Annotated in this window: 27 protein-coding genes, 1 pseudogene and 1 riboswitch; of the genes and pseudogenes, 13 read left to right on the top strand and 15 right to left on the bottom strand. The window is 64.0% G+C overall.

Annotated elements, in window-relative coordinates:
• Positions 1-60 precede the first annotated feature (60 nt).
• A complete protein-coding gene (locus LAC81_RS10240) occupies positions 61-309 on the top strand; it encodes a hypothetical protein (RefSeq protein ID WP_113540523.1) in 249 nt (82 codons plus the stop codon).
• 356 nt (positions 310-665) lie between these two features.
• Here LAC81_RS10240 and LAC81_RS10235 read toward each other — a convergent pair whose 3' ends face one another.
• Positions 666-1,352: a S24 family peptidase gene (locus LAC81_RS10235; protein WP_223727731.1), complete on the bottom strand. Its 687-nt coding sequence runs from the start codon at positions 1,350-1,352 to the stop codon at positions 666-668.
• A 784-nt stretch (positions 1,353-2,136) separates the two neighbouring features.
• Here LAC81_RS10235 and LAC81_RS38405 point away from each other — a divergent pair.
• The 4 genes from LAC81_RS38405 (at position 2,137) to LAC81_RS10215 (ending at position 4,747) form a co-directional block, all read left to right on the top strand.
• Positions 2,137-2,913, top strand: a complete 777-nt coding sequence (locus LAC81_RS38405) for a hypothetical protein (RefSeq protein WP_328717297.1) — start codon at positions 2,137-2,139, stop codon at positions 2,911-2,913.
• Positions 2,834-3,370, top strand: coding sequence for a hypothetical protein (locus tag LAC81_RS10225; protein WP_223727730.1), 537 nt, complete (start codon positions 2,834-2,836; stop codon positions 3,368-3,370). Before LAC81_RS38405 ends, LAC81_RS10225 begins: the two co-directional genes overlap by 80 nt.
• Positions 3,360-4,040 (top strand): helix-turn-helix domain-containing protein, encoded by a 681-nt coding sequence (locus tag LAC81_RS10220; RefSeq protein ID WP_223727729.1) that lies wholly within the window; start codon positions 3,360-3,362, stop codon positions 4,038-4,040. The genes LAC81_RS10225 and LAC81_RS10220 overlap by 11 nt, the downstream gene beginning before the upstream one ends.
• Positions 4,041-4,141: 101 nt before the next feature.
• Positions 4,142-4,747, top strand: coding sequence for a hypothetical protein (locus LAC81_RS10215; protein ID WP_223727728.1), 606 nt, complete (start codon positions 4,142-4,144; stop codon positions 4,745-4,747).
• A gap of 39 nt (positions 4,748-4,786) precedes the next feature.
• On the opposite strand, the pseudogene LAC81_RS38525 reads toward LAC81_RS10215, so the two are convergent.
• A pseudogene (locus tag LAC81_RS38525) lies at positions 4,787-4,899 on the bottom strand (IS5/IS1182 family transposase); the annotation flags it as partial.
• 173 nt (positions 4,900-5,072) lie between these two features.
• On the opposite strand from LAC81_RS38525, the gene LAC81_RS10210 reads away from it, so the two are divergent.
• The gene (locus tag LAC81_RS10210) at positions 5,073-5,381 is read left to right on the top strand and encodes a hypothetical protein (protein WP_223727727.1); all 309 of its coding nucleotides are present in this window, start codon (positions 5,073-5,075) and stop codon (positions 5,379-5,381) included.
• On the opposite strand, the gene LAC81_RS10205 is transcribed toward LAC81_RS10210, so the two are convergent.
• On the bottom strand, positions 5,374-5,529 hold the full coding sequence (locus LAC81_RS10205) for a hypothetical protein (RefSeq protein WP_223727726.1): 156 nt from the start codon (positions 5,527-5,529) through the stop codon (positions 5,374-5,376). The two genes, LAC81_RS10210 and LAC81_RS10205, sit on opposite strands and share 8 nt — an antisense overlap.
• 111 nt (positions 5,530-5,640) lie before the next feature.
• The gene (locus LAC81_RS10200; protein WP_223727725.1) at positions 5,641-6,597 is read right to left on the bottom strand and encodes a LysR family transcriptional regulator; all 957 of its coding nucleotides are present in this window, start codon (positions 6,595-6,597) and stop codon (positions 5,641-5,643) included.
• Positions 6,598-6,739: 142 nt separating this feature from the next.
• Here LAC81_RS10200 and LAC81_RS10195 point away from each other — a divergent pair, with 142 nt between their 5' ends.
• Positions 6,740-7,714: an alpha/beta hydrolase family protein gene (locus LAC81_RS10195; RefSeq protein ID WP_223727724.1), complete on the top strand. Its 975-nt coding sequence runs from the start codon at positions 6,740-6,742 to the stop codon at positions 7,712-7,714.
• 161 nt (positions 7,715-7,875) lie between these two features.
• Here LAC81_RS10195 and LAC81_RS10190 read toward each other — a convergent pair whose 3' ends face one another.
• Entirely contained in the window at positions 7,876-8,346 is a 471-nt protein-coding gene (locus LAC81_RS10190; RefSeq protein ID WP_113540530.1) for a nucleoside deaminase, read from the bottom strand.
• A gap of 277 nt (positions 8,347-8,623) precedes the next feature.
• Positions 8,624-8,950, bottom strand: coding sequence for a hypothetical protein (locus tag LAC81_RS10185; protein WP_223727723.1), 327 nt, complete (start codon positions 8,948-8,950; stop codon positions 8,624-8,626).
• Between the two features lie 257 nt (positions 8,951-9,207).
• Positions 9,208-9,269, top strand: a riboswitch (Fluoride riboswitch).
• 29 nt (positions 9,270-9,298) lie between these two features.
• Here LAC81_RS10185 and crcB point away from each other — a divergent pair.
• Positions 9,299-9,673 carry a fluoride efflux transporter CrcB gene (crcB, locus tag LAC81_RS10180; protein ID WP_223727722.1) on the top strand — a complete coding sequence of 125 codons (375 nt, stop codon included), beginning with the start codon at positions 9,299-9,301 and terminating at the stop codon, positions 9,671-9,673.
• Positions 9,674-9,692: 19 nt separating this feature from the next.
• On the opposite strand, the gene LAC81_RS10175 is transcribed toward crcB, so the two are convergent.
• The 4 genes from LAC81_RS10175 to LAC81_RS10160 form a co-directional block, all read right to left on the bottom strand.
• A complete protein-coding gene (locus LAC81_RS10175; protein WP_223727721.1) occupies positions 9,693-10,079 on the bottom strand; it encodes a DUF4440 domain-containing protein in 387 nt (128 codons plus the stop codon).
• Between the two features lie 224 nt (positions 10,080-10,303).
• Positions 10,304-11,254 carry an alpha/beta hydrolase gene (locus tag LAC81_RS10170; protein ID WP_223727720.1) on the bottom strand — a complete coding sequence of 317 codons (951 nt, stop codon included), beginning with the start codon at positions 11,252-11,254 and terminating at the stop codon, positions 10,304-10,306.
• 177 nt (positions 11,255-11,431) lie between these two features.
• The gene (locus LAC81_RS10165) at positions 11,432-11,749 is read right to left on the bottom strand and encodes an alpha/beta fold hydrolase (protein WP_223727719.1); all 318 of its coding nucleotides are present in this window, start codon (positions 11,747-11,749) and stop codon (positions 11,432-11,434) included.
• Positions 11,750-11,981: 232 nt separating this feature from the next.
• Positions 11,982-12,563 carry a dienelactone hydrolase family protein gene (locus tag LAC81_RS10160; RefSeq protein ID WP_223727718.1) on the bottom strand — a complete coding sequence of 194 codons (582 nt, stop codon included), beginning with the start codon at positions 12,561-12,563 and terminating at the stop codon, positions 11,982-11,984.
• Positions 12,564-12,734: 171 nt separating this feature from the next.
• Between LAC81_RS10160 and LAC81_RS10155 the strand changes: the two genes are divergently transcribed.
• The gene (locus tag LAC81_RS10155) at positions 12,735-13,799 is read left to right on the top strand and encodes a D-alanine--D-alanine ligase family protein (RefSeq protein ID WP_223727717.1); all 1,065 of its coding nucleotides are present in this window, start codon (positions 12,735-12,737) and stop codon (positions 13,797-13,799) included.
• Positions 13,800-13,924: 125 nt separating this feature from the next.
• Positions 13,925-14,458, top strand: coding sequence for a BA14K family protein (locus tag LAC81_RS10150; RefSeq protein WP_223727716.1), 534 nt, complete (start codon positions 13,925-13,927; stop codon positions 14,456-14,458).
• Between the two features lie 140 nt (positions 14,459-14,598).
• Here the strand turns inward: LAC81_RS10150 and LAC81_RS10145 are convergent, their stop codons facing one another.
• The 5 genes from LAC81_RS10145 to LAC81_RS10125 all read right to left on the bottom strand — a co-directional run bounded on the left by LAC81_RS10145 (position 14,599) and on the right by LAC81_RS10125 (position 16,793).
• Positions 14,599-14,901, bottom strand: coding sequence for a hypothetical protein (locus LAC81_RS10145; RefSeq protein ID WP_223727715.1), 303 nt, complete (start codon positions 14,899-14,901; stop codon positions 14,599-14,601).
• Positions 14,902-15,029: 128 nt separating this feature from the next.
• Positions 15,030-15,239, bottom strand: a complete 210-nt coding sequence (locus LAC81_RS10140) for a hypothetical protein (protein WP_223727714.1) — start codon at positions 15,237-15,239, stop codon at positions 15,030-15,032.
• A gap of 269 nt (positions 15,240-15,508) precedes the next feature.
• The gene (locus tag LAC81_RS10135) at positions 15,509-15,715 is read right to left on the bottom strand and encodes a hypothetical protein (RefSeq protein WP_223727713.1); all 207 of its coding nucleotides are present in this window, start codon (positions 15,713-15,715) and stop codon (positions 15,509-15,511) included.
• A 100-nt stretch (positions 15,716-15,815) separates the two neighbouring features.
• On the bottom strand, positions 15,816-16,013 hold the full coding sequence (locus LAC81_RS10130; RefSeq protein WP_223727712.1) for a hypothetical protein: 198 nt from the start codon (positions 16,011-16,013) through the stop codon (positions 15,816-15,818).
• Between the two features lie 411 nt (positions 16,014-16,424).
• On the bottom strand, positions 16,425-16,793 hold the full coding sequence (locus LAC81_RS10125; RefSeq protein ID WP_223727711.1) for a tetratricopeptide repeat protein: 369 nt from the start codon (positions 16,791-16,793) through the stop codon (positions 16,425-16,427).
• A 418-nt stretch (positions 16,794-17,211) separates the two neighbouring features.
• On the opposite strand from LAC81_RS10125, the gene LAC81_RS10120 reads away from it, so the two are divergent.
• Genes LAC81_RS10120 through LAC81_RS10110 form a run of 3 tightly spaced genes read left to right on the top strand, consistent with a single transcriptional unit; the run spans position 17,212 to position 20,983 of the window.
• Positions 17,212-17,601, top strand: a complete 390-nt coding sequence (locus LAC81_RS10120) for a hypothetical protein (RefSeq protein WP_223727710.1) — start codon at positions 17,212-17,214, stop codon at positions 17,599-17,601.
• Complete coding sequence (locus tag LAC81_RS10115) at positions 17,558-18,925, top strand: terminase large subunit domain-containing protein (protein WP_419195814.1); 1,368 nt, start codon at positions 17,558-17,560, stop codon at positions 18,923-18,925. Before LAC81_RS10120 ends, LAC81_RS10115 begins: the two co-directional genes overlap by 44 nt.
• Positions 18,926-20,983, top strand: coding sequence for a portal protein (locus tag LAC81_RS10110; protein WP_223727708.1), 2,058 nt, complete (start codon positions 18,926-18,928; stop codon positions 20,981-20,983).
• The last annotated feature ends 27 nt before the right edge of the window (positions 20,984-21,010 follow it).

The following is a 21,010-nucleotide window of genomic DNA, read 5'->3' as shown; positions in this document are numbered from 1 at the left end:
TGTTCGATGGATTGCGCCACCTTGGGGCCGCCATTCCAGGTGGCGGAAAAGGAGCATGGGATGATCACCTATTTCGTCGTTCAGAGCTTCACGCTGGGAAGCCGCGGGGCATTGCTTGCCGACAATCCGGTGCAGGCGACCGGGGCTGAACATGCGGTGCGGCTGGCCGAAAGGCTGGCAGCGACCAAGGTGGGTGTTGTCGCCTTCAGCCGCGCGGGCGACCTTGCGACCGGAGAGTTCGAGGATGCCACGGTGCTCTTCATGTCGGGCGATCTGCCGATGGAGATCGAGGAGGAGATGGCGGCCTGAGTGCCGACATGCAGGAAGCAGCAGGCGGAACGACTGGCGGCGGTATGGGGACTTCGGGCGCTTGCCTTGCTAGGCCTTGCCGGTCATGAGGCGATGTCTTGCCCAGCTGTCCCGTCAGTGAAAGCACGCCGCAATCATCGCTTCTTGCGGGATCCGTGTGAGGGCCGGCGGGCATTGGTGCGGAGTTGAATCGCCGTTGGTCGAAACGAATTTTCCGCGGCGATCGCCGGCGAGCCGGCGCCTATCGCTCAATAGTTGAGCGCGCAACCAGCCAGGCGGTGCTGCACGAATTGAATCAGGGAAGCGGTATATCCTGTTGAATATACAGGGATATTTACGATCTATCCTTGTGGGCTTCAGCGGGCGCTGTATTTGCCGACGACCCGGTGGCAGAAGGACCACTCGACCCGGCTCTCTGTGAATTCCAGGAAGGGGTTGTACTGCCGCAGCGTCCATTCACGGTCGTTGAAGGAGACTAGCCGCTTGATGATCGCCTCGGCGTCGTTGGCGGGCGGGACATGGTAGAGCACTACGTCCTTGTCTCGGGCCGGCGGCAGGTGCGGGTGGACGAGCGCCATGTCGCCGGGCTCATAAGCCGGGATCATCGAGCTGCCGGTGAGGTAGATGCCGTAGGCGCCCTTGACGCCCTCGAGCACCGAGGGGCGCTTCACATATTCCACAGCATCGAAAGTGACGATCACGTGGCCGTCGCCGCCCTGGGCTGCGGCAAAGATCGGCAGGTCGCGATGGCCGACGAGCTGTTCGCCCGGAACGATCTGCGGCGCGAAGCCGGGTGCGCGCCTGGGTGCCGCTTCGCCGGCGACGGGGGCGCCCTGAATCAGATCGACGATCGTGCGGGCGTCGCGCTCGCGCAGCTCCCGCGGCGTCTCGCGCTCGACGAACTGCTGGATATAGGCGTGGTTCTTCGCAATCGCGATCGACAGATCCTTGTAGGTCGTCTTCTTCGCATCGACTGCTTCCCGGATAAGGCGGCGCAACTCGTCCATGGCACTGGCATCCCAGATTCCGTTTCTTACGTCCAATAGGAAATTTCCTCTTGATGAGTGTAGGAAATCCTACTATGAATAGGATGTCAACGGAAATGAGCGGTGCAAATCACCAACTTTCCAGCGGCGGCCGGCAATGCTGGCGCCTGGGTGATGCGGACGACAATGTCCGCCTTCATCCGCAGAGGGCCCGATTGAGGCCTGGAGATTGATCGCCGCAGCGCATGCGGCGAGCATTTTTGAAAATGCTGCTTGTCTTCCGGTCGCAACGATCGCGGAGCTGGCAGCGGGCGAGAGGGTCCGCTTCCTCCCCGGAGCCTCTCGCTTTCTACTCGATGTCGGCAAGCCGTCACTGGCGCATGTGTCTCCGCAACCGGCAAGGGTTGCGGTCGGCGGCGCGCGCGGTTTCGGCACCCGAGCAGGCGACCGTGCTCCTTGTGAGTGGGCCGCTGCTTGCGAGCGCTACCCGTCGTCCCGCGTGCATTCCTTCCGGATGCGCGGAAGGGACCGAAGGGCCTGACCGGTCCGCCCATCGAGGGCGGGCACAGAGGTGGCTTGCCGGCAGGGGGAGACAACCGGAATTGGCGCGCGGAAAGCGCGATGGAGTGGCCGTGCCAGATGGGGCGGCCAAAGGCGAAGGTGTGGGAAGAGGCATGGCGCAGGACAGGCTGATAGAAGGGACTGGCGAGCGGGGCGGACGAACCGGGGCGCGCAGGGACGCAGGCTTCCTGCCGCCTTTGGCATGCCGCAACTCTGTCGTTGCGGTGGCCGGCAAGGCCACGGCCGGCGCCACATATCGGCTCGGCCGGGAGTAACGGCCATGCGCATCACCGCGATCGTCGAGGCGCTGGTTCAATGCGGTGCTTCGCCGGAAATGATCCTTTGCGCTGTGCGCGCCGCCGAAGCGGGGCAGCAGTCGGAGCTCGAGCGGCGCCGGGCCGGCGATCGTGAACGGCAGCAGCGCCGCCGCGCCCGCGTGACGTCACGCGATGTCACTGCGACAGGGGCGGGTGTCCTCTCTGATAAAGAAAGCTCCCCCGCACCCCCTAAAGAAACTAACTCTCCCGACACGACTCCGGCCGGGAGCGATGCGCAACTCGATCTGCACCTGGGGGAAGCCGATGCAGGACCGTCCGCACAGCGCGGGCGCAGGGCGAGCCGGTTGCCTGCGGCCTTCGAACCCGACTGGGATTTCGCCGCCGGGCTCGGCTTCGAGCCGGCCGAGGCGTCGGTCGAATTCGACAAGTTTCGCGACTACTGGAGCGCCAAGGCCGGCCGCAATGCCACCAAGCTCGACTGGGCGGCCACCTGGCGGAACTGGATGCGCAATGCCGGCAGGCCACAGGGGGCGGGCGTTTCCCGCGTCGCAGGCCGACTGAAAGTGGGCCAGATGGATGACGCCGGACCGCCACGACGCGGACATCGCCAGCAGGCGCCGCCGTACGAAACCGCCTTTGCCCGCCATCAGCGGGAATGCAGGCAAGCCATTGAAAACGAACTGAAAGGGACCCGAGACAATGACGTTTCTGGAAATGATGACTTTGCCGGCGCAGGCCCGGCTTTCGACCTTGAACCGGGAGATTACCGCGCTCACTGAACGGCTGGCGCCGGCGAGCGAGGCGGCGGTGCTGCGGAGCCTGGACGCGATGCAGACGGCCGGCATGCCCATGCCGCAGGGGATCGAGCCGAAGAAGATCCTCGCGGTCTACCACTATGCGCTCTGTGGCGTGCCGGCCTGCGGCCTGGCGGCTGCGACGCAGAAGCTGATCCGCGGCGACTATGCGGCCAACGCCAATGTGCTGCTGGGCACGATCCCGAAGCCGCCGGTTCTGGCGGCCCTGGCAAGGGCGGAGGCGCTGGGCATGCGAGCCGAACTTGCCCGCAAGCGCGAGACGGTCGCCGCCCTCAAGCCCCGCGAGACCGGCCGCTCCGAAGCCAGCCGCGCCCGTGTCCGCGCAAGGTTGGACGCCTTCCGCAAGACCCATGCAGCGGTCAAGGCGGCCGCAAGGACGACAAGCGCATCCGCAACGAGGGAGATCCACCATGCAGCCTGAGGCAACGGAATTCATGCCAGGGGAACACTCAGCGGCCGGGATGACGAACGGCATTGCAGCGAGGGCGCGCGGCGTGCCGGTGTCACCGGGTGAGGCGGCCGCCGGGCGGTTACGGCGCGGTGGGCCGGCGCGCACGGAGCTGGGTACAGACGCCCCGGTGGAGCGAAGGTCGGCGGAAGACAGGGCAAAGCGGCAGCTGGTGGCGCCCCGCGGCCAGCGAAGCGATGGCTTCGTCGGGATGGCAGCGGCTGACGCTGAGGCGGCGCCGGTTGCGACACTGGAAGATCTGGCGGGCATGGTCGCCGTTCAGGTGCGCACGCAGACGAGGCGGATCGCCGAGCTGGAGCTGGCGCTCGCCGATGCCGAGGCGCGGCTTCTCTCGCAGGCGCGGGTCATCTGCGGTGCTGCGGATGCGGCGGGCGGTGATCTCTTCAGCCGGCGGCCGGTGCGCGAGATCATCGAGGATGTGCTTGCCGCCTATCCCGGCGTCACCTGGGACGAGATCATCGGCGTCGGGCGCGAGCGGCGACTGGTCGAGCCGCGCCACCGTTGCATGGCGGCGGTTTACGAGGAGCGCAAGGATCTCTCGCTGCCGGCGCTCGGCCGCATCTTCCACCGCGACCATACGTCGGTGTTGCACGCGGTGAACCGGCGCGGCGCCAGTCGCTGACGGCAAGCTTTTGAAATCTAGACTGATCTTGCGCCAGCGAAAACCAGGTCGGGATGCCGGCGCGCAGCGATGGCGCAGCAATGAAACGAGGAAACGATACGATGACATCCAAGGCAGAACGCATCCGCATCAAGCGCGCCAGCCGGGTCGGCCGGCCGCGCAAGGCCGACGTGGCGCGCTATCCCGGTGGGCAGATCAAGCACGGCGAGACCGAAAGGGAGGTGCGCTCGGTGGCGCTGGACGCGCGCAAGCGCATGCATTTTTCCGGCAGGCGCGACGTCGACGTTGCGAGCCCCTTTGCCGGCTACACGCTCGGCCGCATGTTCCTCGACGGCAAGCTGACTGCGCATGAGCGCGAGGCCGGTGACGAGTATGCCCGGCAGATGGCGCGCTATTACAGCCTCACCGGCATTCCCTTTCCAAGTGTCAGGGCGCAGTCGCTTTTCAGCGTCAAGGGCTTTGCCGGCGAAACGAGCGCCGAGCGCGCGCGCAGCGCCCGCCAGGCGGCAAACCGGATGATGGAGCTGGAAGGCGTGCTTTTGAAACTTCAGGACGGGCCGCAGGTGAAAACCACCGTCTTCAATGTCTGCATCATGGACTACGAGATGTTGCGCACCATGCCGGAGCCGCAGCTTGCCTGGCTGAAGCGCGGGCTGAAGGAACTGCACTGGCATCTCGGGCTGTCGCGGGAGAAGGAGGTGGGGTGAGGCGCAGAGCGCTTGCGATAGGAGCGACAAGGCCAGGCCACCGAGACAATGATCTCGATCCATCTTCTTGTGATTGCGGCCTCCTGATCGGCACGAACGGGCGTGCTGTCGATCATCTGGACGTCGCCGTCATGAGCAAAGGTGGCGGCGTCCTTTTCAAATCTGGCTGCCCTTCCACCTGGGACGATGTGGTATGTGGCCTTCGCGTTTGGGCAGGGTGCAGTCCAATGCCCAAACACGTTGCGCGGAGCGTTGAAAGCGTGTCTTGCTTTCTCGGCAAGTTGGCGGAGGAGCGGGCGTCTCGGAAAATCACTTTGATGTCGTGTTGGAAGAACTGACTGATCGAGCCGTCGGCAGACTTCTGAAGGCCGATGCCTTTGATGCTCCCGCGTTTGACGCTCTAAAAGATCACCTTTGGCAAAAGGCCGCAGGGCTTCAAAGTGAGGCCGCACTGTCAAAGCAGATTTCGCTCAGCCTCCGCTCTGCCGCCGGGGCCATACGAAGTCGGGCGGAGTATCTTCCTGACGTTCGGCAGCACCTCCAACGCGCCGAAGACTTCGATAGGATGCTTGATCTGTTGATTGCCGGAGAAACACGCTCAGATCGCAGCCCGGGCGTTCCGCTCATCATTTGACCGTTGCCATGTAACCGCCACCGGCATTCTCACCGCTCCAGAACGTCCGATGGGGGCTCAAGAGTTCGTCCTCGATCTCGGGGAAGGGGCCGAAGACCTCGACCGGCTTCTGGCCGGAGGCGAGAACCGTGCGGGACGAAAGGTTCATGGTCGGCTTTTCTGGGTGGTCGCCGGTTTCGGCAAGCAGCTTCTCCTCCTCGTCGCCCGGTGGCCAAGGGGCGCACCAAGCGGAAAGCAGCGCAACGGCACGGAACCATCGTCAAGCGCTATGCACGGTTCGCCGTACGAGCTGTTTGCGCTGTTCGACAAGGAAGTCGACGAGCGCACGGGTCTTGGCGGGCATCTGGGCACGCGACGGCACGTAGAGATAGAAAGCGGGACGGGGATGAGCCCAGGGGAGAAGGACACGCACCAGAGAGCCGTCCTGCAAATGCTGACGAACGCAGAGATCAAGGTGCTGCACCAGACCGAGGCCCTCGAGTGCTGCCTGCAACATACTGCCATCGTCGTTGAAAATGGCGTTGCCCTGGGGCTCATAGACCACGGTGCGCGCCTCCAGGTCGGGGGTAAGGAACGTCCAGCGGTCGATGGTGCCGCTTGAGGTGAAACGATAGGACAGGCAGTTGTGGTGTTTCAGCTCCTGCGGCGTCTCGGGGACGCCGTGGCGTTCGAAATACTTGGGCGCGCCAACGATCGCCATCTCCAGCGGCGGCGTGATGGGCACGGCAATCACGTGCTCGTCCAGGCTTTCACCCAAGCGGATACCGGCGTCGAGGCCTTCAGCCACGATGTTGGAGAGGCCGTCGTCGGTCACCAGTTCCAGCCGCAGCTTCGGATAGCGCGCCAGAAACGCTGCCATATGCGGCTCGATCAACGAGCGTGCGGCGACGCGTGATACGGACAGGCGGATGGTGCCCGACGGCTCCGTGCCGGCTTCGCCCAGGTCCGTGACCGCACCTTCGATCGCGGCAAACGCGGGCTGAAGCACGTCGAACAGACGCTGTCCTTCCTCGGTCAACGACATGTCGCGCGTCGTGCGGTTGATGAGCCGCACGTTCAAGTGCCGCTCCAGGGATTTCAGGTGCTGCGACACGGTTGCACGCGTCACCTCCATTTCCAAGGCGGCCTTGGTGAAGCTGCGGCGGCGGGCGACGTGCACGAACCACGCCATGGCGGGAAGCAGAGACGGATCTAGCGGCATATTGTCAGTTATCACTTAACACTGATGTCATGTCCAGGCGGTTTATCCGATCCATTCCCCCACGTAGAATTCAGCCCATACCCACCGAGATCCAGTCTGGCATAAAGGGCATGGTCTCGGGTTGCGGGCATCTTCGAACAGGCAAAGGAGCCTCGTCATGACCGGAATTTCAAAGGAAAGAATGCAGAAGGCCCTGGAGCAGGAAAAGACCATCTCCGCGGACGATCACGCCAAGGTCAAGGCGCTCGCCGGCATGATCAAGATGCCTCGCAGCTTCATCTTCAAGAACCCCGACACATACGGCATGGAAGGCTGGCATGACCTGTCCATCCCGTCCGACGACGGCACGCCGCTCGAAGCCTGGTACATTCCGGCCAAGGGCGGCGAGAGCAACAAGCTTGTCATCTTCAACCACGCCCTGCCGATGTGCCGCGCCGGCTATCCCGGCCACATGGGCGCGCCGTGGGGCAACTTCATCGAGCCGGTCGAGATCGACTTCGTCATCCAGTACAAGCACCTGACCGACGCCGGCTACAACGTGCTGACCTACGACTTCCGCAATCACGGGCAGAGCGGGGCTGCCAATGGCGGCGTCTGCGGCGTCGGCCAGTGGGAATGGCGTGACTGCGTCGGCGTCAAGAAATTCGTCGATGCCCATCCGCGCCTGGGCAAGATGGACGTTGCCCTGTTCAGCCAGTGCCTGGGCGGCGTTTCGCAGTATGCGGCAATCACCAAACGCCCCGAGCTGTTCGAGAACGTCAAGTGCCTGCTCAGCCCGCTGGTCCCGAACATGACGTCGGTCTTCACCAAGCTCTCGGGCTATCAGGGCATTGCGCAATACCAGGAACTGATCGACCTTGAGCTTCTCAAGCTCGGCGGATTTGCTGCCGCTGACATGTCGGGCAGATTGTGGGCTCCGAACGTCAAGCTGCCGGTCTTCATGTGGCAGGTGCTCGACGATGCCGTCATCAACAACCCTGGTGACGCCGAGAGCACCTTCGACGCGCTCGCGAGCAACGACAAGGAACTCTACTGGATCGAGGGCACGACAAAGCGCTTCGAGGACGGCTACAACTGGTTTGGCCGCCACCCCGAGAAGGTGCTGTCCTATCTGGCCAGGTACATGAACTGACGCCCTACGGCGCTGCGCGTCTTGTCAGACGGGCAGCGCCGTAGCACTTTGAATTTTCGTGCAGTAAGGCGAACGCCGGTGCGGCTGTTCTGGAAAATGCCAGCGGAGTCGCTCCGGCGTTCTCGGATATGGTCGCACGTTCCGCTGTCGGGCGGGCCGCGTCACCGCCGCCAGAAGGTGCGGTGGGGGCTGAGGAGCTCGTCCTCGATCTCGGGGAAGGGACCAACGACCTCGATCGGCTTCTGGCCGGAGGCAAGGACCGTGCGCGAGGAAAGGTTCATGGTCGGGTTGTCGGGGTGGTCGCCGGTTTCGGCCAGCAGCTTTTCCTCTTCGTAGCCATAGACCAGGCGGCCGATATTTGCCCAATAGAGCGTGCCCGTGCACATGGCACAGGGTTCGCCGGTCGAAACCAGCGTGCAGCTCCAGAGGAACTTTGCCGGATAGGCAGCCGCGGCGCGTCGGGCAAGCTCCGTCTCGGCGTGGCGTACGGTGTCCAGATTGCCCTGGCGCATCAAGATGCGATCGTCGGGGCCGACCAGGACTGCGCCGAAGGGATGGTGGCCATGCACGGCTGCCTCCCGCGCGACCTCATCGGCGGCACGAAGGTGGGCGAGCATCTGATCGCGGGTCATGGTCGGTTGCTCCTGAAAGGTCGTCGACGACAGCGCTTGGAACTGGCTCCATTCGGGCGATCATAGCTTGAAATTCGAACGGCCGATATCGGGGCGGCGCGGCATCTCCAGACCCGGCGCAGCTGGCGAGGTAGTCGCATGCCCGACCTCCCGCCAGACACAGGCACAGACACCGGCGGCGGGCCGTGGGCTTTGGCCCGAAAGGCGAGGAAGAGGGTGATGCCGAGTTTCGGCGTCGCTCTGCGCAAGCGATCGAGCGCTTCAGGGGTCGGCGTTCTCACTGCTTTACTCCGCGGGCGCTCCCGGCCAGCTTCCTTGACGACCGGTCGCACATGGCTGGCGTGCCGATGAGGATGTAGCGCGCCGTGTGGCGGCTGACATAGCGGGTGGGGCACGCTGCGTTTGAGATTGATGTTTGCCCCACAGCAGGCCGGTGCGAAGTCCCGTCGATCACGACGGTCATCTGGCTCTTGCGCTTACAGGCGGTCTCAATGTTGCATTCGTGGTCGTGGTCGTGGATCGGTGTGCCGGCGTCGCCGCCGCCCACATTTGGGAGGAGGCAGAACTGGTCGTTGGTCGCGCTGCCGGACAGCCGGCGCTCCATGAAAACATCGGCAAAAACTTATCCTGTCGCTTCCACGTTGATCACCTTGCGAGCTTTTGCCGGAGTGCGCGGCCTGTCCGCAGAGGAGGGCCGGGGCGGCAATTGGCGCTGCCGCGATGGCGCCGGCGGGGCAATTTGCGCGAGGTGCTGGTCTGCCGGGCGGCGGTCGTCGACTGAAGCTGAAGAGGCGCCGGAGCACCGCGAACGAACGGGCGAAAAGTCGGGCCTGTTGATCGGGGGGCGCTTTCGACCTATATGTCAGTTACGGGAATGGTGTCTCCCTTACAACCGCACTGATGCTGATGACGCCTGCTGACGATCGCTCCCTGGAGCGCGCAGGAGGCTCGAATGCGGTTTCTTCTTGTTTTTCTCGGCTCCGGTATCGGTGGCGTTTTGCGCCACGGCGTAGGGATTCTCGCCGTGCGGATGCTCGGCGCCCAGTTTCCCTTTGGCACGCTTGCGATCAACGTCGTCGGCTCGGCGCTGATGGGGCTGATCGCCGGGCTGTTTGCCGCGCTCGACCCTTCGGCCCATGATGCGCGGCTGTTCCTGACGACCGGTCTCATCGGCGGCTTCACCACATTTTCCACCTTCTCGCTCGACGTGGTGTCGCTGTGGGAGCGCGGCCAGCCGACTGCATCGGTCGCCTACCTGCTGGCGAGCCTTATTGTCTCCGTCTCGGCGCTGATGCTGACGCTGACCTTGGTGCGGCGTTTCGTGTAACGGGGGCTGTGCGCCGACACTACCGGGCGGGTGCTGTCACGGTTCCCTGATGGAACAACATTTGCCATTTCGCGCCGGTCCGCTTCCAGATGGAGCTTCGCAGCACATGCCGCTCCGAACCGTCGCCTTCGACCCGATGCGTTCTATAGGTCAGCAGCACCGCGTCGGGCGCAATGGCCGTCAGGCGGTAATCATCCGTCAGCAGCTTGCCGCCGTCCGCTTCGTCCTCCTGAAGCAGGAGTTCGATGATTTCCGCGCGGTGATAGACCGTGCCTGATGCCCCGAACTCCACGAAGCCTTCGGCCAGCAGCGCCTCGACCGCCGCCCGCGAACGGCGGATTTCGGGACGGTGGAGCGCCTCTTCGTGCATGCGGATTTCGGTCAGGTGGGGCAGAGGTGTGGTCATTGCTTGTCCAATCCATAGGCCGGTTTTGCCGTGCAGTGGAAGGAATACGCCATTTGGCGGCCGGAGGTCGATCTGTGACCTCGGTTCGGTGATATTGCGGTGAGATCAGAAGGGTTGCTATCCGGCCGGTCGGCGACCTAATCCCAAGCGGGAGTAGGGTACCCGCAGCCCATGCCACTATTCCTCACGGCGACTGCTCGCAACTCCCGATCGCTCTGGCCGCTTCAGGAAGCGGTCGCCGGTTTTTCTTCGCGGGCGATGCGGGCGTCGAGGTCCCTCAGACGATGCTTGAGGGCGGGGTCGCCAGGCAGGAGCGCCAGCGCATTCATGAGCATGTCGCGCGCCGCGCCGAGGTTGCCGTCGCCGATGTGGCGGTTGGCACGGTGGTAGAGGAAATTGACCTTTTCCATCGGCGCGAAACGATCACCGAAGCGGTCGTGCAGGCGATCGGCCCAGGCGGGGTGGCGGACCATCGCGGCGACGGCGTTCTGGTAGGGCCGCATCGGCGCGTCGGCTCGGGCGGTGCGGGCAAGTGCGCGCAGGGCGACAAGGTCGTTGGCGCGGCAGGCATCGATCAGCGACAGCGCGCGCTCGGTGCCGGTAAACACCCTGACGGTGCCGTGGCCGGTCATCTGCACGGGGGTGAGATGGGTTTCCGCCTGCAGGTTCGCGATACGCTCCGCATGCCGGCGATCGACCGCGTGGAAGGGATCATAGAAGATGAAGGCGCGGCCGGCGGCGTGATCCGGGGCAATGCCCATATTGGCATGCAGCTCGGGTGAGAAATGCCGGAGAAATCGATTGTCGTAAGGGACCGCTCTGGGGTTGATGGAGACCTGCGGGCAAAACGCGATGGCCGTGGTGGCGTTGAAACGCCGGCGGTAGCGAAGGGCTGCATAGCCGCCCTGCGAATGGCCGTAGAGGATGCGCTCCGGCGCGGCCTTCAGGATCGGCGCTGCGGCCTCGACCGCGCGGACGACGCTCGCTGCCGGAAACCAGTTGGGACGGCGGCTGATGAAACCGAGGGCGGCGATATCCGCCTTTTCGCAAAAACGCTGGCCCCAGTAGCGGCTGCCGTTTGCCTGGATTTCCATCTCGTTGAAGGTGACGAGAAGGTAAGGCGAGGCGCCAGGGCGATGGATGACCTCAAGGTTTTCGTCCGAGTAGATGAGCACAGAAACTCCGAAATAATTCGATATTCGTATTAAAATAACGAGAATATCCGGGATATTGTTCTCCGGATGTCTTCGTTCGCTATAGTAATTCGAGTTTATGTCTGGTTTCCAGTGGCTTGCAATTCTGTGACGTTGGGCCTGATGGCGGAGGTTCTGGCGGGTTTTCCTTTTCTGCGCTCAGCGTTGTCGATCTCCGAGCTTCGCTTTGCTTTCGGTGTTTCGGATAAAGTCGGCGCTCAGCGATGCCGCTTCGGCGGCGTGGGTCTCGATCAGAAAGTGGCCGGCGTCGAAGATGTGGGCCTCCATGCGCGGCAAGGCCTCGATCCAGGAGAGAACTTCGGCGATGTCGAAGAAGGCATCATGCCGGCCCCAGAGCAGGAGCGCGGGCGGCTGCCAGCGGGCAAGATAACAGGCGATGGTATCGAAGCGGGCGACGTGGTTGCCATAGTCCCTGATGAGGGCGCGCTGGGTGTCCATTCGTCCCGGCTGGTACATCACCCGCCAGTCCTCCTCCCAGCTTTCAGCCGGATGCGCGCCGCCACCTCGGCCGGGATGCCTGCGACGTATTGGTCGTGCGTGCCCTCGAAGGTCAGGTGCGCGGTTGCCGCGGCCTCGTTTTCCGGGGTTGGTGTGGTCCAGAATGCCTCCGTTGCCGCCCATTGCGGACCCAGCCCGGTTCTGTGGGCGTTGGCCAAGGCTGCGGCAAGGTTCCGACGCCCGCGCTGCGTCAGACGCGATCGAGGAAGGCGAGCACGCGCCCGGTGAGCAGGGCGGTCGCCTCCGCGTCATAGGACGGCAGCGAGCTGTCGGCGAAATAATGCTGGTCGCCGGGGTAGAGGAAGAGTGCGGCATCGTCGGCCTTTTCGACGAGTTCGCGTGCCGCGTCGACATCGCCTTCGCCGACGAAGATCGGGTCGTTGTCCATGCCATGCACCTGCACCGGAACGCCCTGCGGCCAAGGGCCGAAAGACCACTGGCCGCTGATCGGGATGCAGGAATGAAAGAAGAGGGCACCGCGGGCACCGGGCCGGGTCTGCGCAAGTTTCTGCGCCGGCAGGACGCCAAAGGAGAAGCCGGCATAGACGAGATCTTCGGGAAGCACGTCGGCGATGCGAACGCCGCGCTCGCGCATCTCGTCGAAGCCGACGGCGCCGATATAGGCGAGGCCTTCTTCGATGCTCGTGAAGGTGCGTCCCTCGAAAAGATCGGGAAGGTGAACCGTGTGGCCGGCGGCACGCAGTTCATCGGCGAAAGCGTGGAGGCCCGGGGTCAACCCCTGGGCGTGGTGGAAGAGCAGGACTTCGGCCATGGGCGGGGGTCTCCTTCGGATCCGTTCTCGCGGTCTTGGCCGCCCGAACGTAGAGCGTCGGCTGAGAAAATTTTCCTGTCGCAGCGATAGCACATTTCCTTGACGTCTTGTTGCCATCTTCGGCCGCTTCCTTGCGGATCAGCATTGGCCACGATTCTGGAGGAAGCCGTCATGACGGAGAAGTTGCGCATTGCCGTGTTGTTTGGTGGCCGTTCGGCGGAGCATGAGGTTTCGCTGATGTCGGCGCGCAACGTCGTCGCCGCGCTCGATCGCAGCCGCTACGAGATCGTGCCGATCGGCATCACCAGGGATGGGCGCTGGCTGTTGCTCGCGCTTGAAGACGGTGAGCTGCCGCGTGCCATTCCGGCGGTGGGAACGCAGGTGGCGCTGATCCCGGGCGGCAAGGGGCGGGCGGTCACCATCGCCGAAGACGGAACGCAAGGGCTGTTGCCCGCGGTCGACCTGATCTTTCCCGTGCTGCACGGGCCCTATGGCGAGGACGGAACGGTGCAGGGCTATGCCGAGACGGCCGATGTCGCCTATGTCGGCTGCGGCGTTGCAGCTTCGGCGGCGGCAATGGACAAGGTGCTCGCCAAGCGCCTGCTTGCGGCCGAGGGGCTGCCGGTCGCGCGCGCCATCGCGCTGCATCAGGACGACGCCTATTCCTCCGAAATCATCCTGGAGACCTTGGGGCTGCCCGTCTTCGTCAAACCCGCACGGCAGGGCTCTTCCGTCGGCGTCAGCCGTGTCGACAGCCTCGAGCGGCTTGCGGCGGCGCTGGAAGAGGCGTTTCGCCACGACGACAAGGTGCTGATCGAAGAGTTCGTGCAGGCGCGTGAGATCGAATGCTCGGTGCTGGAAGACGCCAAGGGCAGGCTCACCGTATCGCGGCCGGGCGAGATCATCCCCGCGGAGAGCCACGGTTTCTACAGCTACGACGCCAAATATGTGGACGCCGGCGGCGCGATCGTGAAGGTGCCGGCGGAGCTTGCCGAGGAGGTGGGCGCGCACGCGCAGGAGATGGCCGAGCGGGCCTTCCGGGCGCTTGCCTGCGCCGGCATGGCGCGCGTCGATTTCTTCCTGCGGCCGGACGGAAGCCTGGTCATCAACGAGATCAACACCATTCCCGGCTTCACCAATATCAGCATGTATGCCAAGGCGCTTGCGGCGGACGGCATTTCCTATGGCGCGGCCGTGGAAACGCTAATCGCGCATGCGCTGACGCTGCGCGGGTAGGCCGTGGAAACCCTGTCGTCTACGCTGCTTTCGGTTGTATTTAACATTAGGAATATCGCATTCATTGCAGGTTCACGTCATTTCGCGAAACTGGCGCCTGTTTCCAAACGGACAGGTGAGATGGAATGAAGAAGATTGGCATCGTCGTTTTGGCGGCGGTTACGGCTCTTTCGGGCATCACGCCGGCGAATGCCGTACCGGCAGTCGCCATCGAGCGGGTGCAAAAGAGCGATGTGGAGCTCGTGCGTGACAGGCATGGCAACGGCCACGGCTGGGGTCATGGCGGATATCGTCAGCGCTGGCATGGTGGTGGGTATCGGCCCTACCGTCCCGGTTATCGTCCGGGCTACCGGCCGGGATGGAACGGCGGCTATCGGCCGGGCTGGAACGGGGGCTACTATAATGGCTACCGCGGCTATCGCTATGAGCGCTACGGCTATCGGCGCCACAATGACGGCTGGTGGTACCCGCTGGCGGCCTTTGGCGCAGGGGTCGTGATCGGCGGCGCGATTGCCGCTCCGCCGGCGCGCCGCTATGAACCGGGCGTGAGCCAGAGCCACGTCGACTGGTGCTATTCGCGCTACCGCTCCTACCGCGCCTACGACAACAGCTACCAGCCCTATGGCGGCCCGCGCCAGCAGTGCTACTCGCCCTATTGATAGAGGCGAAACCTTGAAGAGAAAGGCCCGTCGGTCGGTGTGACCGGCGGGCCTTTTCATGTCGGCGACTGGCGTGGTCCGGACTTTTGACGTCACGCGACACCGGACCGGGCACCGGTTTCCGCTTTTTGTAGAACGCACTAGCGGCTGCTTTTCGGAAGCTCCTCGTCGAAGCGGGTCTTTTCGCGTCCCGGATCGTCGTCGAGGATCTTCTCCTCGCTGTCTTCCGGCAGGGCATCGTCCGGGTTCACATTGGCCTCATCGCGACTCGGAATCGGCGGCACGCGGCCCTGGTCGCCGGGCGGCAGGTCATCGCCCTCGGGCACCTGATCGGCCGGCAAGGGCGGGATCCTGCCGATGGGCACGACGTTCGGTTCGACGGGTTGCGACCGATCGTCCGGTGTCTGGCTGGGATCGCGCGATTTCGGGTTCGCCTTGCTCATCCTCGCATCTCCTTGTTTGCTCGTGTCCAGGGAGTAAGGCGAGGGGGCGGGAAAGGTTCCGGCGGCCCGAGCACAGGGTAGGCGAGCGCGGGCCGAAGTGGGACTTTGCCGGTTCGCAGGCGGCGAGGCTAGCGACCCGCCGTGCCCGGTTCCTTGCCCAAGAACACGACAGGCATCCTGAGCATGCGTTCGGCGTCATTCATGCCAGGCGTAAAGACCGGCAGTTTCGTCGTTTTTCGCAGCATCGGCATGGCGGCCGCGTCGACGACCTGCGGACATAGCCACGACAACCCGCCATTCCCGGGCTTGTCTTCTTTAGGAGACGGGAGGTTGTTCATGAAAAGCGCCCTGACCTTTCTCGCCCACGTCTGGTTTGTCGGGGGAGAGTTCGGCTGAGGCAGGAAATGGAAGTGCGGCGGCGGGGCCAGCGACAAGCAGGCGAAATTTCATCGGAGTCGTTGCGAGAGCGACGCCTGGCGGCGTCCGAATGAATCTCGCGGGGATTGCAAAGCAACTCCGCCGGATCGCTGGCGGTGCCGTGCGAGCAGCATGGAGCGCCGTGCGCAGATGGCCGCGCCGAAAGCCCTATTGCGGAAGAACCTGTGCCCTAGAATTTCAACCGGGCGTCGTCATGATCGGGCGGACGGTGCGCGTCCTTGCGGCGCATTCCGTAGGCAAGCGCGAGCCCCAAGATGGCGGAGCCGACGACGATGGCGGCGAGTGCGAAGAAATTCTCCATGGCATTTTCCTCCCAAGGGAAGCTTAACACAGAATGCGCGCAAACAAATGGCGTGGCACCGAGAATGCGCGTCATGGTTACTCAACGCACTTCGGCGCCGGAGGTTCAATCTGAAATGGCCGATGCGGGGCGACGTGCGAAGGATGGCGCCACCCGCGCCTAAAGGTGCGGTGCGCTAGTAGCCGGAGCTTCCGCCACCCATGCCTCCGCCACCCATGCCTCCGCCACCCATGCTCCCGCCACCCATGCTTTGGCCGCCTTGCATGCCCGGGCTTGGGGCAGGGGCAGTATTGCGACTGGCCTGGTCGGTGGTGCAGCCGGCAAGCGCAACAAGCGCCGCGATCACAGCGACAATCAGAAATCGTGGGGTCATGAAATCCTCCCGTCATCGTGGGAGCGGGCCTTCGGCCGCCTCACCATCGAACCGGACACCGGCGCGCGCTCTGGCCTGCCCGACGATCCATTGCCGTGTAGGACGCCAGGCGCTGGCAGCGTTGCGCGCCGGGCGCAATTATATCACCAAACGACGCCTGAGTTGCCGGTAACGCCGGAGAGGAGTGGGATGCGGTTCGTGAAAAACGAACAAAACGGAAACAAAGTTTGGCGGGAGGGCTTGCCAAGCGACGGGAAGCGGGCTAAGGATATTGCAGGCTGGCCGTTTCGTCATTGAAGCGGCCTTTTTGATTCCGGGTGCGGCTTGAAACGTTCGGCCTGACGCAATGGCGCGGTTCTCGCACCGCCCTAGCGGTAGTCGGGCAAGAGGATAGAGACCGGCTGTCGCTCGTTATGCTTCCTGTTTGACGATCTTGCCGGAAACGGCGCGGACGGACTCGCCGCGCGAGCGCGGTTGCCCGATGTTGCGCAGCCACCGTGAGGCCTCTTTCAGGTCACGTTCGACGCCAAGGCCTCTTTGATAGATCGTGACGAGACGAGCCTGCGCGGCGAGATGGCCCTGTCGGGCGGCCTGCCGGTTCCAGTGAAGCGAGGCGGCGTAGTGTTCCTCGCCGCCGTCGTTGAAGTAGATTTCAGCCAGTTTTGCCTGGGCGTCGACGTTTCCCGAGGTGGCCAGTTCAAGCAACCTGGGCGAGATATTCCTTGCCGAAGGCCGCGGGGTGAAAATGGCCTTCAACTTGCTGAACGTGCTGCGGATCATCTGGCACCTGTTGCATTCATTGCATGGTTCCCGCCGCGAGGCTGCTAGACTGACAAACTATTCAAAAATTTGAACTACTTTGGCTCTTTGCTGGCTTACGCCTGCGAAGCATCGGCACAGGTGCTGCACTTCCGCCGGGGAGGCCCGAGGCAGGGCGAGCCGACGCGAAGTATTGATGAACGAATACAACCTGAAGTCAAGTTCGCAAGCGTGACATCAGGCGTGACATCCGCAATTTTCTGTGACCGGCTGTCACGCTTCGCGCGCCCTCTGCGGCGAGCGCGCACGGCGCTTGACGATTGGCAACTGCCCTGAGCCGTTCGAGCAAAGGCGAGGTGCCGGACCGCGGGGCCGAAGGCGATCTCGCCAATGCTGCGGCTGCCGCGACCGGCCGCGGCGCCTGCCTGGAGCAAAACCCATGACAAGCAAACCTGCCAAGGACCCGAAGACCGGGCGCTTTCTGCCGCGTGCGGATCGGGCAGGGGCGATCCCCCGGCCGCGTGCACGCAAGGCGGTGCGCACCAAGCTCGGCGAGCTCTTTCTGGAGGACATGCTTTCGGCCTGGGAGAGCCGGGGGGCGGCGGCGATCCACGCGCTGATCGAGAAGAACCCGCATGATTTCCTCAAGGCCGTGGCGGCGCTGATGCCGAAGGACGTGACCATCAATGCCAACCAGATCGGCGAGATGACGGATGAACAACTTCTTGAGCGGATCCAGAAACTCGACCAGACCATCAGGCCTTTCCTCGCTTCTTCGGGAGCGGATGGAACTGGCGATGGAGATCGGGCGGCGGCAGAAGACGCATAGGCTTTCCTATTACCGGCCCTATGCGAAGCAGACGGAATTTCACGCGGCGGGTGCGACCTTTCGCGAGCGGCTGTTCATGGCCGGCAACCAGCTCGGCAAGACGCTGGCCGGCGCCGCCGAAGCGGCGATGCACCTGACCGGAGACTATCCTCATTGGTGGGCGGGCCGACGGTTCGACCGGCCGATCACAATGATCGGCGGATCGGAATCGCACGAGCTGACACGCGATGGCGTGCAGCGGCTGCTCGTCGGCCCGCCGATGAGCGAGGAGGACTGGGGCACCGGCTATCTGCCGAAAGCGGCGCTTGCAGGCTGGACGCGCAGGTCCAGTGCTTCAGGAGCCCTCGACAGTGTGACGGTGCGCCACGCAAGCGGCGGTACTTCGACGCTGCTCCTTAAAGCCTACGAGCAGGGGCGGGCGAAGTGGCAGGCAAACACCGTGGACTATGTCTGGTTCGACGAGGAGCCGCCGGAGGACGTCTATTTCGAGGGCATCACCCGCACCAATGCAACGGGCGGATCGGTCGCCGTGACGTTTACGCCGCTCAAGGGCATGAGCTCGGTCGTCAGCCGCTATTTGCTGGAGCCATCAGACGACCGGACGGTGGTGACCATGACGATCGACGATGCCGAACATTATACGCCGGAAGAACGGGCGAAGATCGTCGCCAGCTATCCGGCACACGAGAAGGAAGCGCGCACCAAGGGCGTGCCGACGCTCGGTTCCGGCCGGATCTTCCCGGTGACGGAGGAGCAGATCCGGGTCGAGCCCTTCGAGATCCCCCGGCACTGGGTGCAGATCGGCGGGCTTGATTTCGGCTGGGACCACCCCTTTGCCGCCGCACTCTGCGCCTGGGACCGGGACGCGGACGTCTTCTACGTGACCCGCAGTTACCGCGAGCGCGAGGCGACGCCGATCATCCATGCGGCGAGCCTGAAACCCTGGGGGGCCTGGCTTCCCTGGGCTTGGCCGCATGACGGTCTGCAGCACGACAAGGGCTCGGGCGAGCAGCTCGCCGCGCAATATCGCGGGCAGGGGCTCGTCATGCTGCCTGAAAGAGCCACCTTCGACGACGGCACCAACGGCGTCGAGGCGGGGATTTCCGACATGCTGCAAAGGATGCAGACCGGGCGCTTCAAGGTGTTTTCGACCGTTGGCGACTGGTTCGAGGAATTCAGGCTCTACCACCGCAAGGACGGCCGGATCGTCAAGGAACGCGACGACGTGATTTCGGCCAGCCGCTACGCGCTGATGATGAAACGCTTTGCCCGGGTGAAGGCGGACAGCGCCGCCTGGGCCTTTACCGATCGGAAGGTTCTCTAGATGGCTGCGATGACGAAAATGGAACTGACTGAGATGGTGAGCCAGCTCGTCAGGGATTGCGAGGACTATCGCGACCAGCTTTCGGCGGCGCGGGTCCGGGCGATGGAATATTATGACGGGGTGATGGCCGACGTGCCGGCGGAGGCCAACCGCTCCAAGGTGGTTTCGCGCGATGTGCGGGCGGCGGTGAAGAAGGTGTTGCCGTCGCTCATCCGCACCGTGCTCGGCAATGACAAGGTGGTGGAATACCAGCCGGTCAACCAGGGCGACGAGGCGGGTGCGGAGCAGGCGACCGACTACATCAACTACATCGTCTTTCCCGAAAGCGACGGCTATGACGCCGTGCAGGATGCAGCGCACGACGCGCTGAAGCTCGGCAATGGCGTGATCCGCTGGTGGTACGAGAAGAAAAAGTGCGTCGAGGTTTCGACCCATAGCGGGCTCGACGAGGCAGCGCTGGTGCAGCTCATTGCCGACGATACGGTGGAGGTGCTGGAACAGGCACAGACGACCGAGCGGATCGAGCTGCCGACCGGGCCGGTGGAGCAGCCGGTCTTCACTGTGAAGATTCGCCGCACCGCCGAGCGCGGCGCGACCCGGCTTGCCGCAGTGCCGCTCGAAGAATTCCTCGTGCATCCGGATGCGATCTCGATCGACGATAGCCCGATTGCCGGGATCAAGCGGCGGATGCGCCGCTCGGACCTGATCGCCATGGGCTACGACCGCGACTTGGTCGAAGGCTTTGCCATTGCCGGCGAGGCGGACGGCGAGGACGAGGAGTTTGCGCGCCGGCGCGGCATCTTCGGCGACGGCGAGGAGACCGCGACGGCGCTGCAGGAGGTCGACTATTACGAGCTCTATGTGAAGGTCGATGCCGACGACGATGGCATTGCGGAACTCCGCCGCCTGGTCTTTGCCGGTGGAACCGGGGCCGACAATCTGCTCGAAGATGCGGAATGGGACGAGGTGCCCTTTGCCGATCTCATCACGGAGCGACGGCCGCACCAGCGCGAGGGCAATGCGATCACCGACGACATGGCGGAGATCCAGCGGGTGAAGACCGTGCTTCTGCGCCAGACGCTCGACAATCTCTACTGGCAGAACAACCAGCAGCCGATCGTGCAGGAAGGGGTTATCCAGAACCCGGAATCGGTGCTGAACCCAAAATTCGGCCAGCCGATCCGCGTCGGCCAGGGCGTCGATGTGCGCGGCGCCGTCGGCTACACGGCGGTGCCCTTCGTGGCGCGCGAGTCCTTCTCCATGCTCGGCTATCTTGACCAGGAGGCGACCGATCGCACCGGGATTTCCGATGCCTCCAGCGGCATGGCGCCGGATGCGTTGCAGAACATGACGGCGAAGGCGACGGCACTCGTCGAACAGGCGGGCATCGGCCAGACGGAGCTGATGGTGCGCACCTTTGCGCAAGGGCTCAGGCGGGTGTTCAAGGGCCTGCTCGGGCTGACCATCAAGCACCAGGACCGGCCGCGGGCGGTCAGGCTTCGCGGCAAATGGGTGACCTTCGACCCGCGCCACTGGAACGCCGGCATGGATGCGACCGTCAACACCGGGCTTGGTGCCGGAACGCGCGAGCGCGACATGCTGATGATCCAGATGATCCAGCAATTGCAGGAAAAGCTGCTGACGACGCTCGGGCCCGACAACCCTTACGTCTCGCCGGACAATCTCTACAACGGCATTGCCAAGACCGTGGAGGCGGCGGGGCTGAAATCGCCTGATCTCTACTTCACCAAGCCGACGCCCGAAGACATCCAGCGGCGGATGCAGGCGGCCCAACCGCAGCAACAGCCTGACCTCGGCATGCAGCAACTGCAGATGCAGATGCAGCTGGCGAACGAGAAGGCGCGCATGGACGGCGAAAACGCCAGGCGCAAGCTGGAGATGGAGCGCGAGCTGAAGCTTGCGGAGATCCAGCAGAATGGCGCGCTCAAACGCTACCAGATCGACGCCGAACTCAACCTGAAACGCGAGCAGAACCTGGCCGAAATGGCCGGCGGAACGGCGCTGACGACAGCGCATATCGGAGGGTTGCCGGGATGACGGACAGAACCAACAGGCTGGCTTACG

It is taken from the genome of Ensifer adhaerens (assembly GCF_020035535.1).
Classification (GTDB): Bacteria; Pseudomonadota; Alphaproteobacteria; order Rhizobiales; family Rhizobiaceae; genus Ensifer.
Note: the sequence above shows the minus strand (reverse complement) of the source record. Positions and strands in the feature narration are given on the sequence as shown.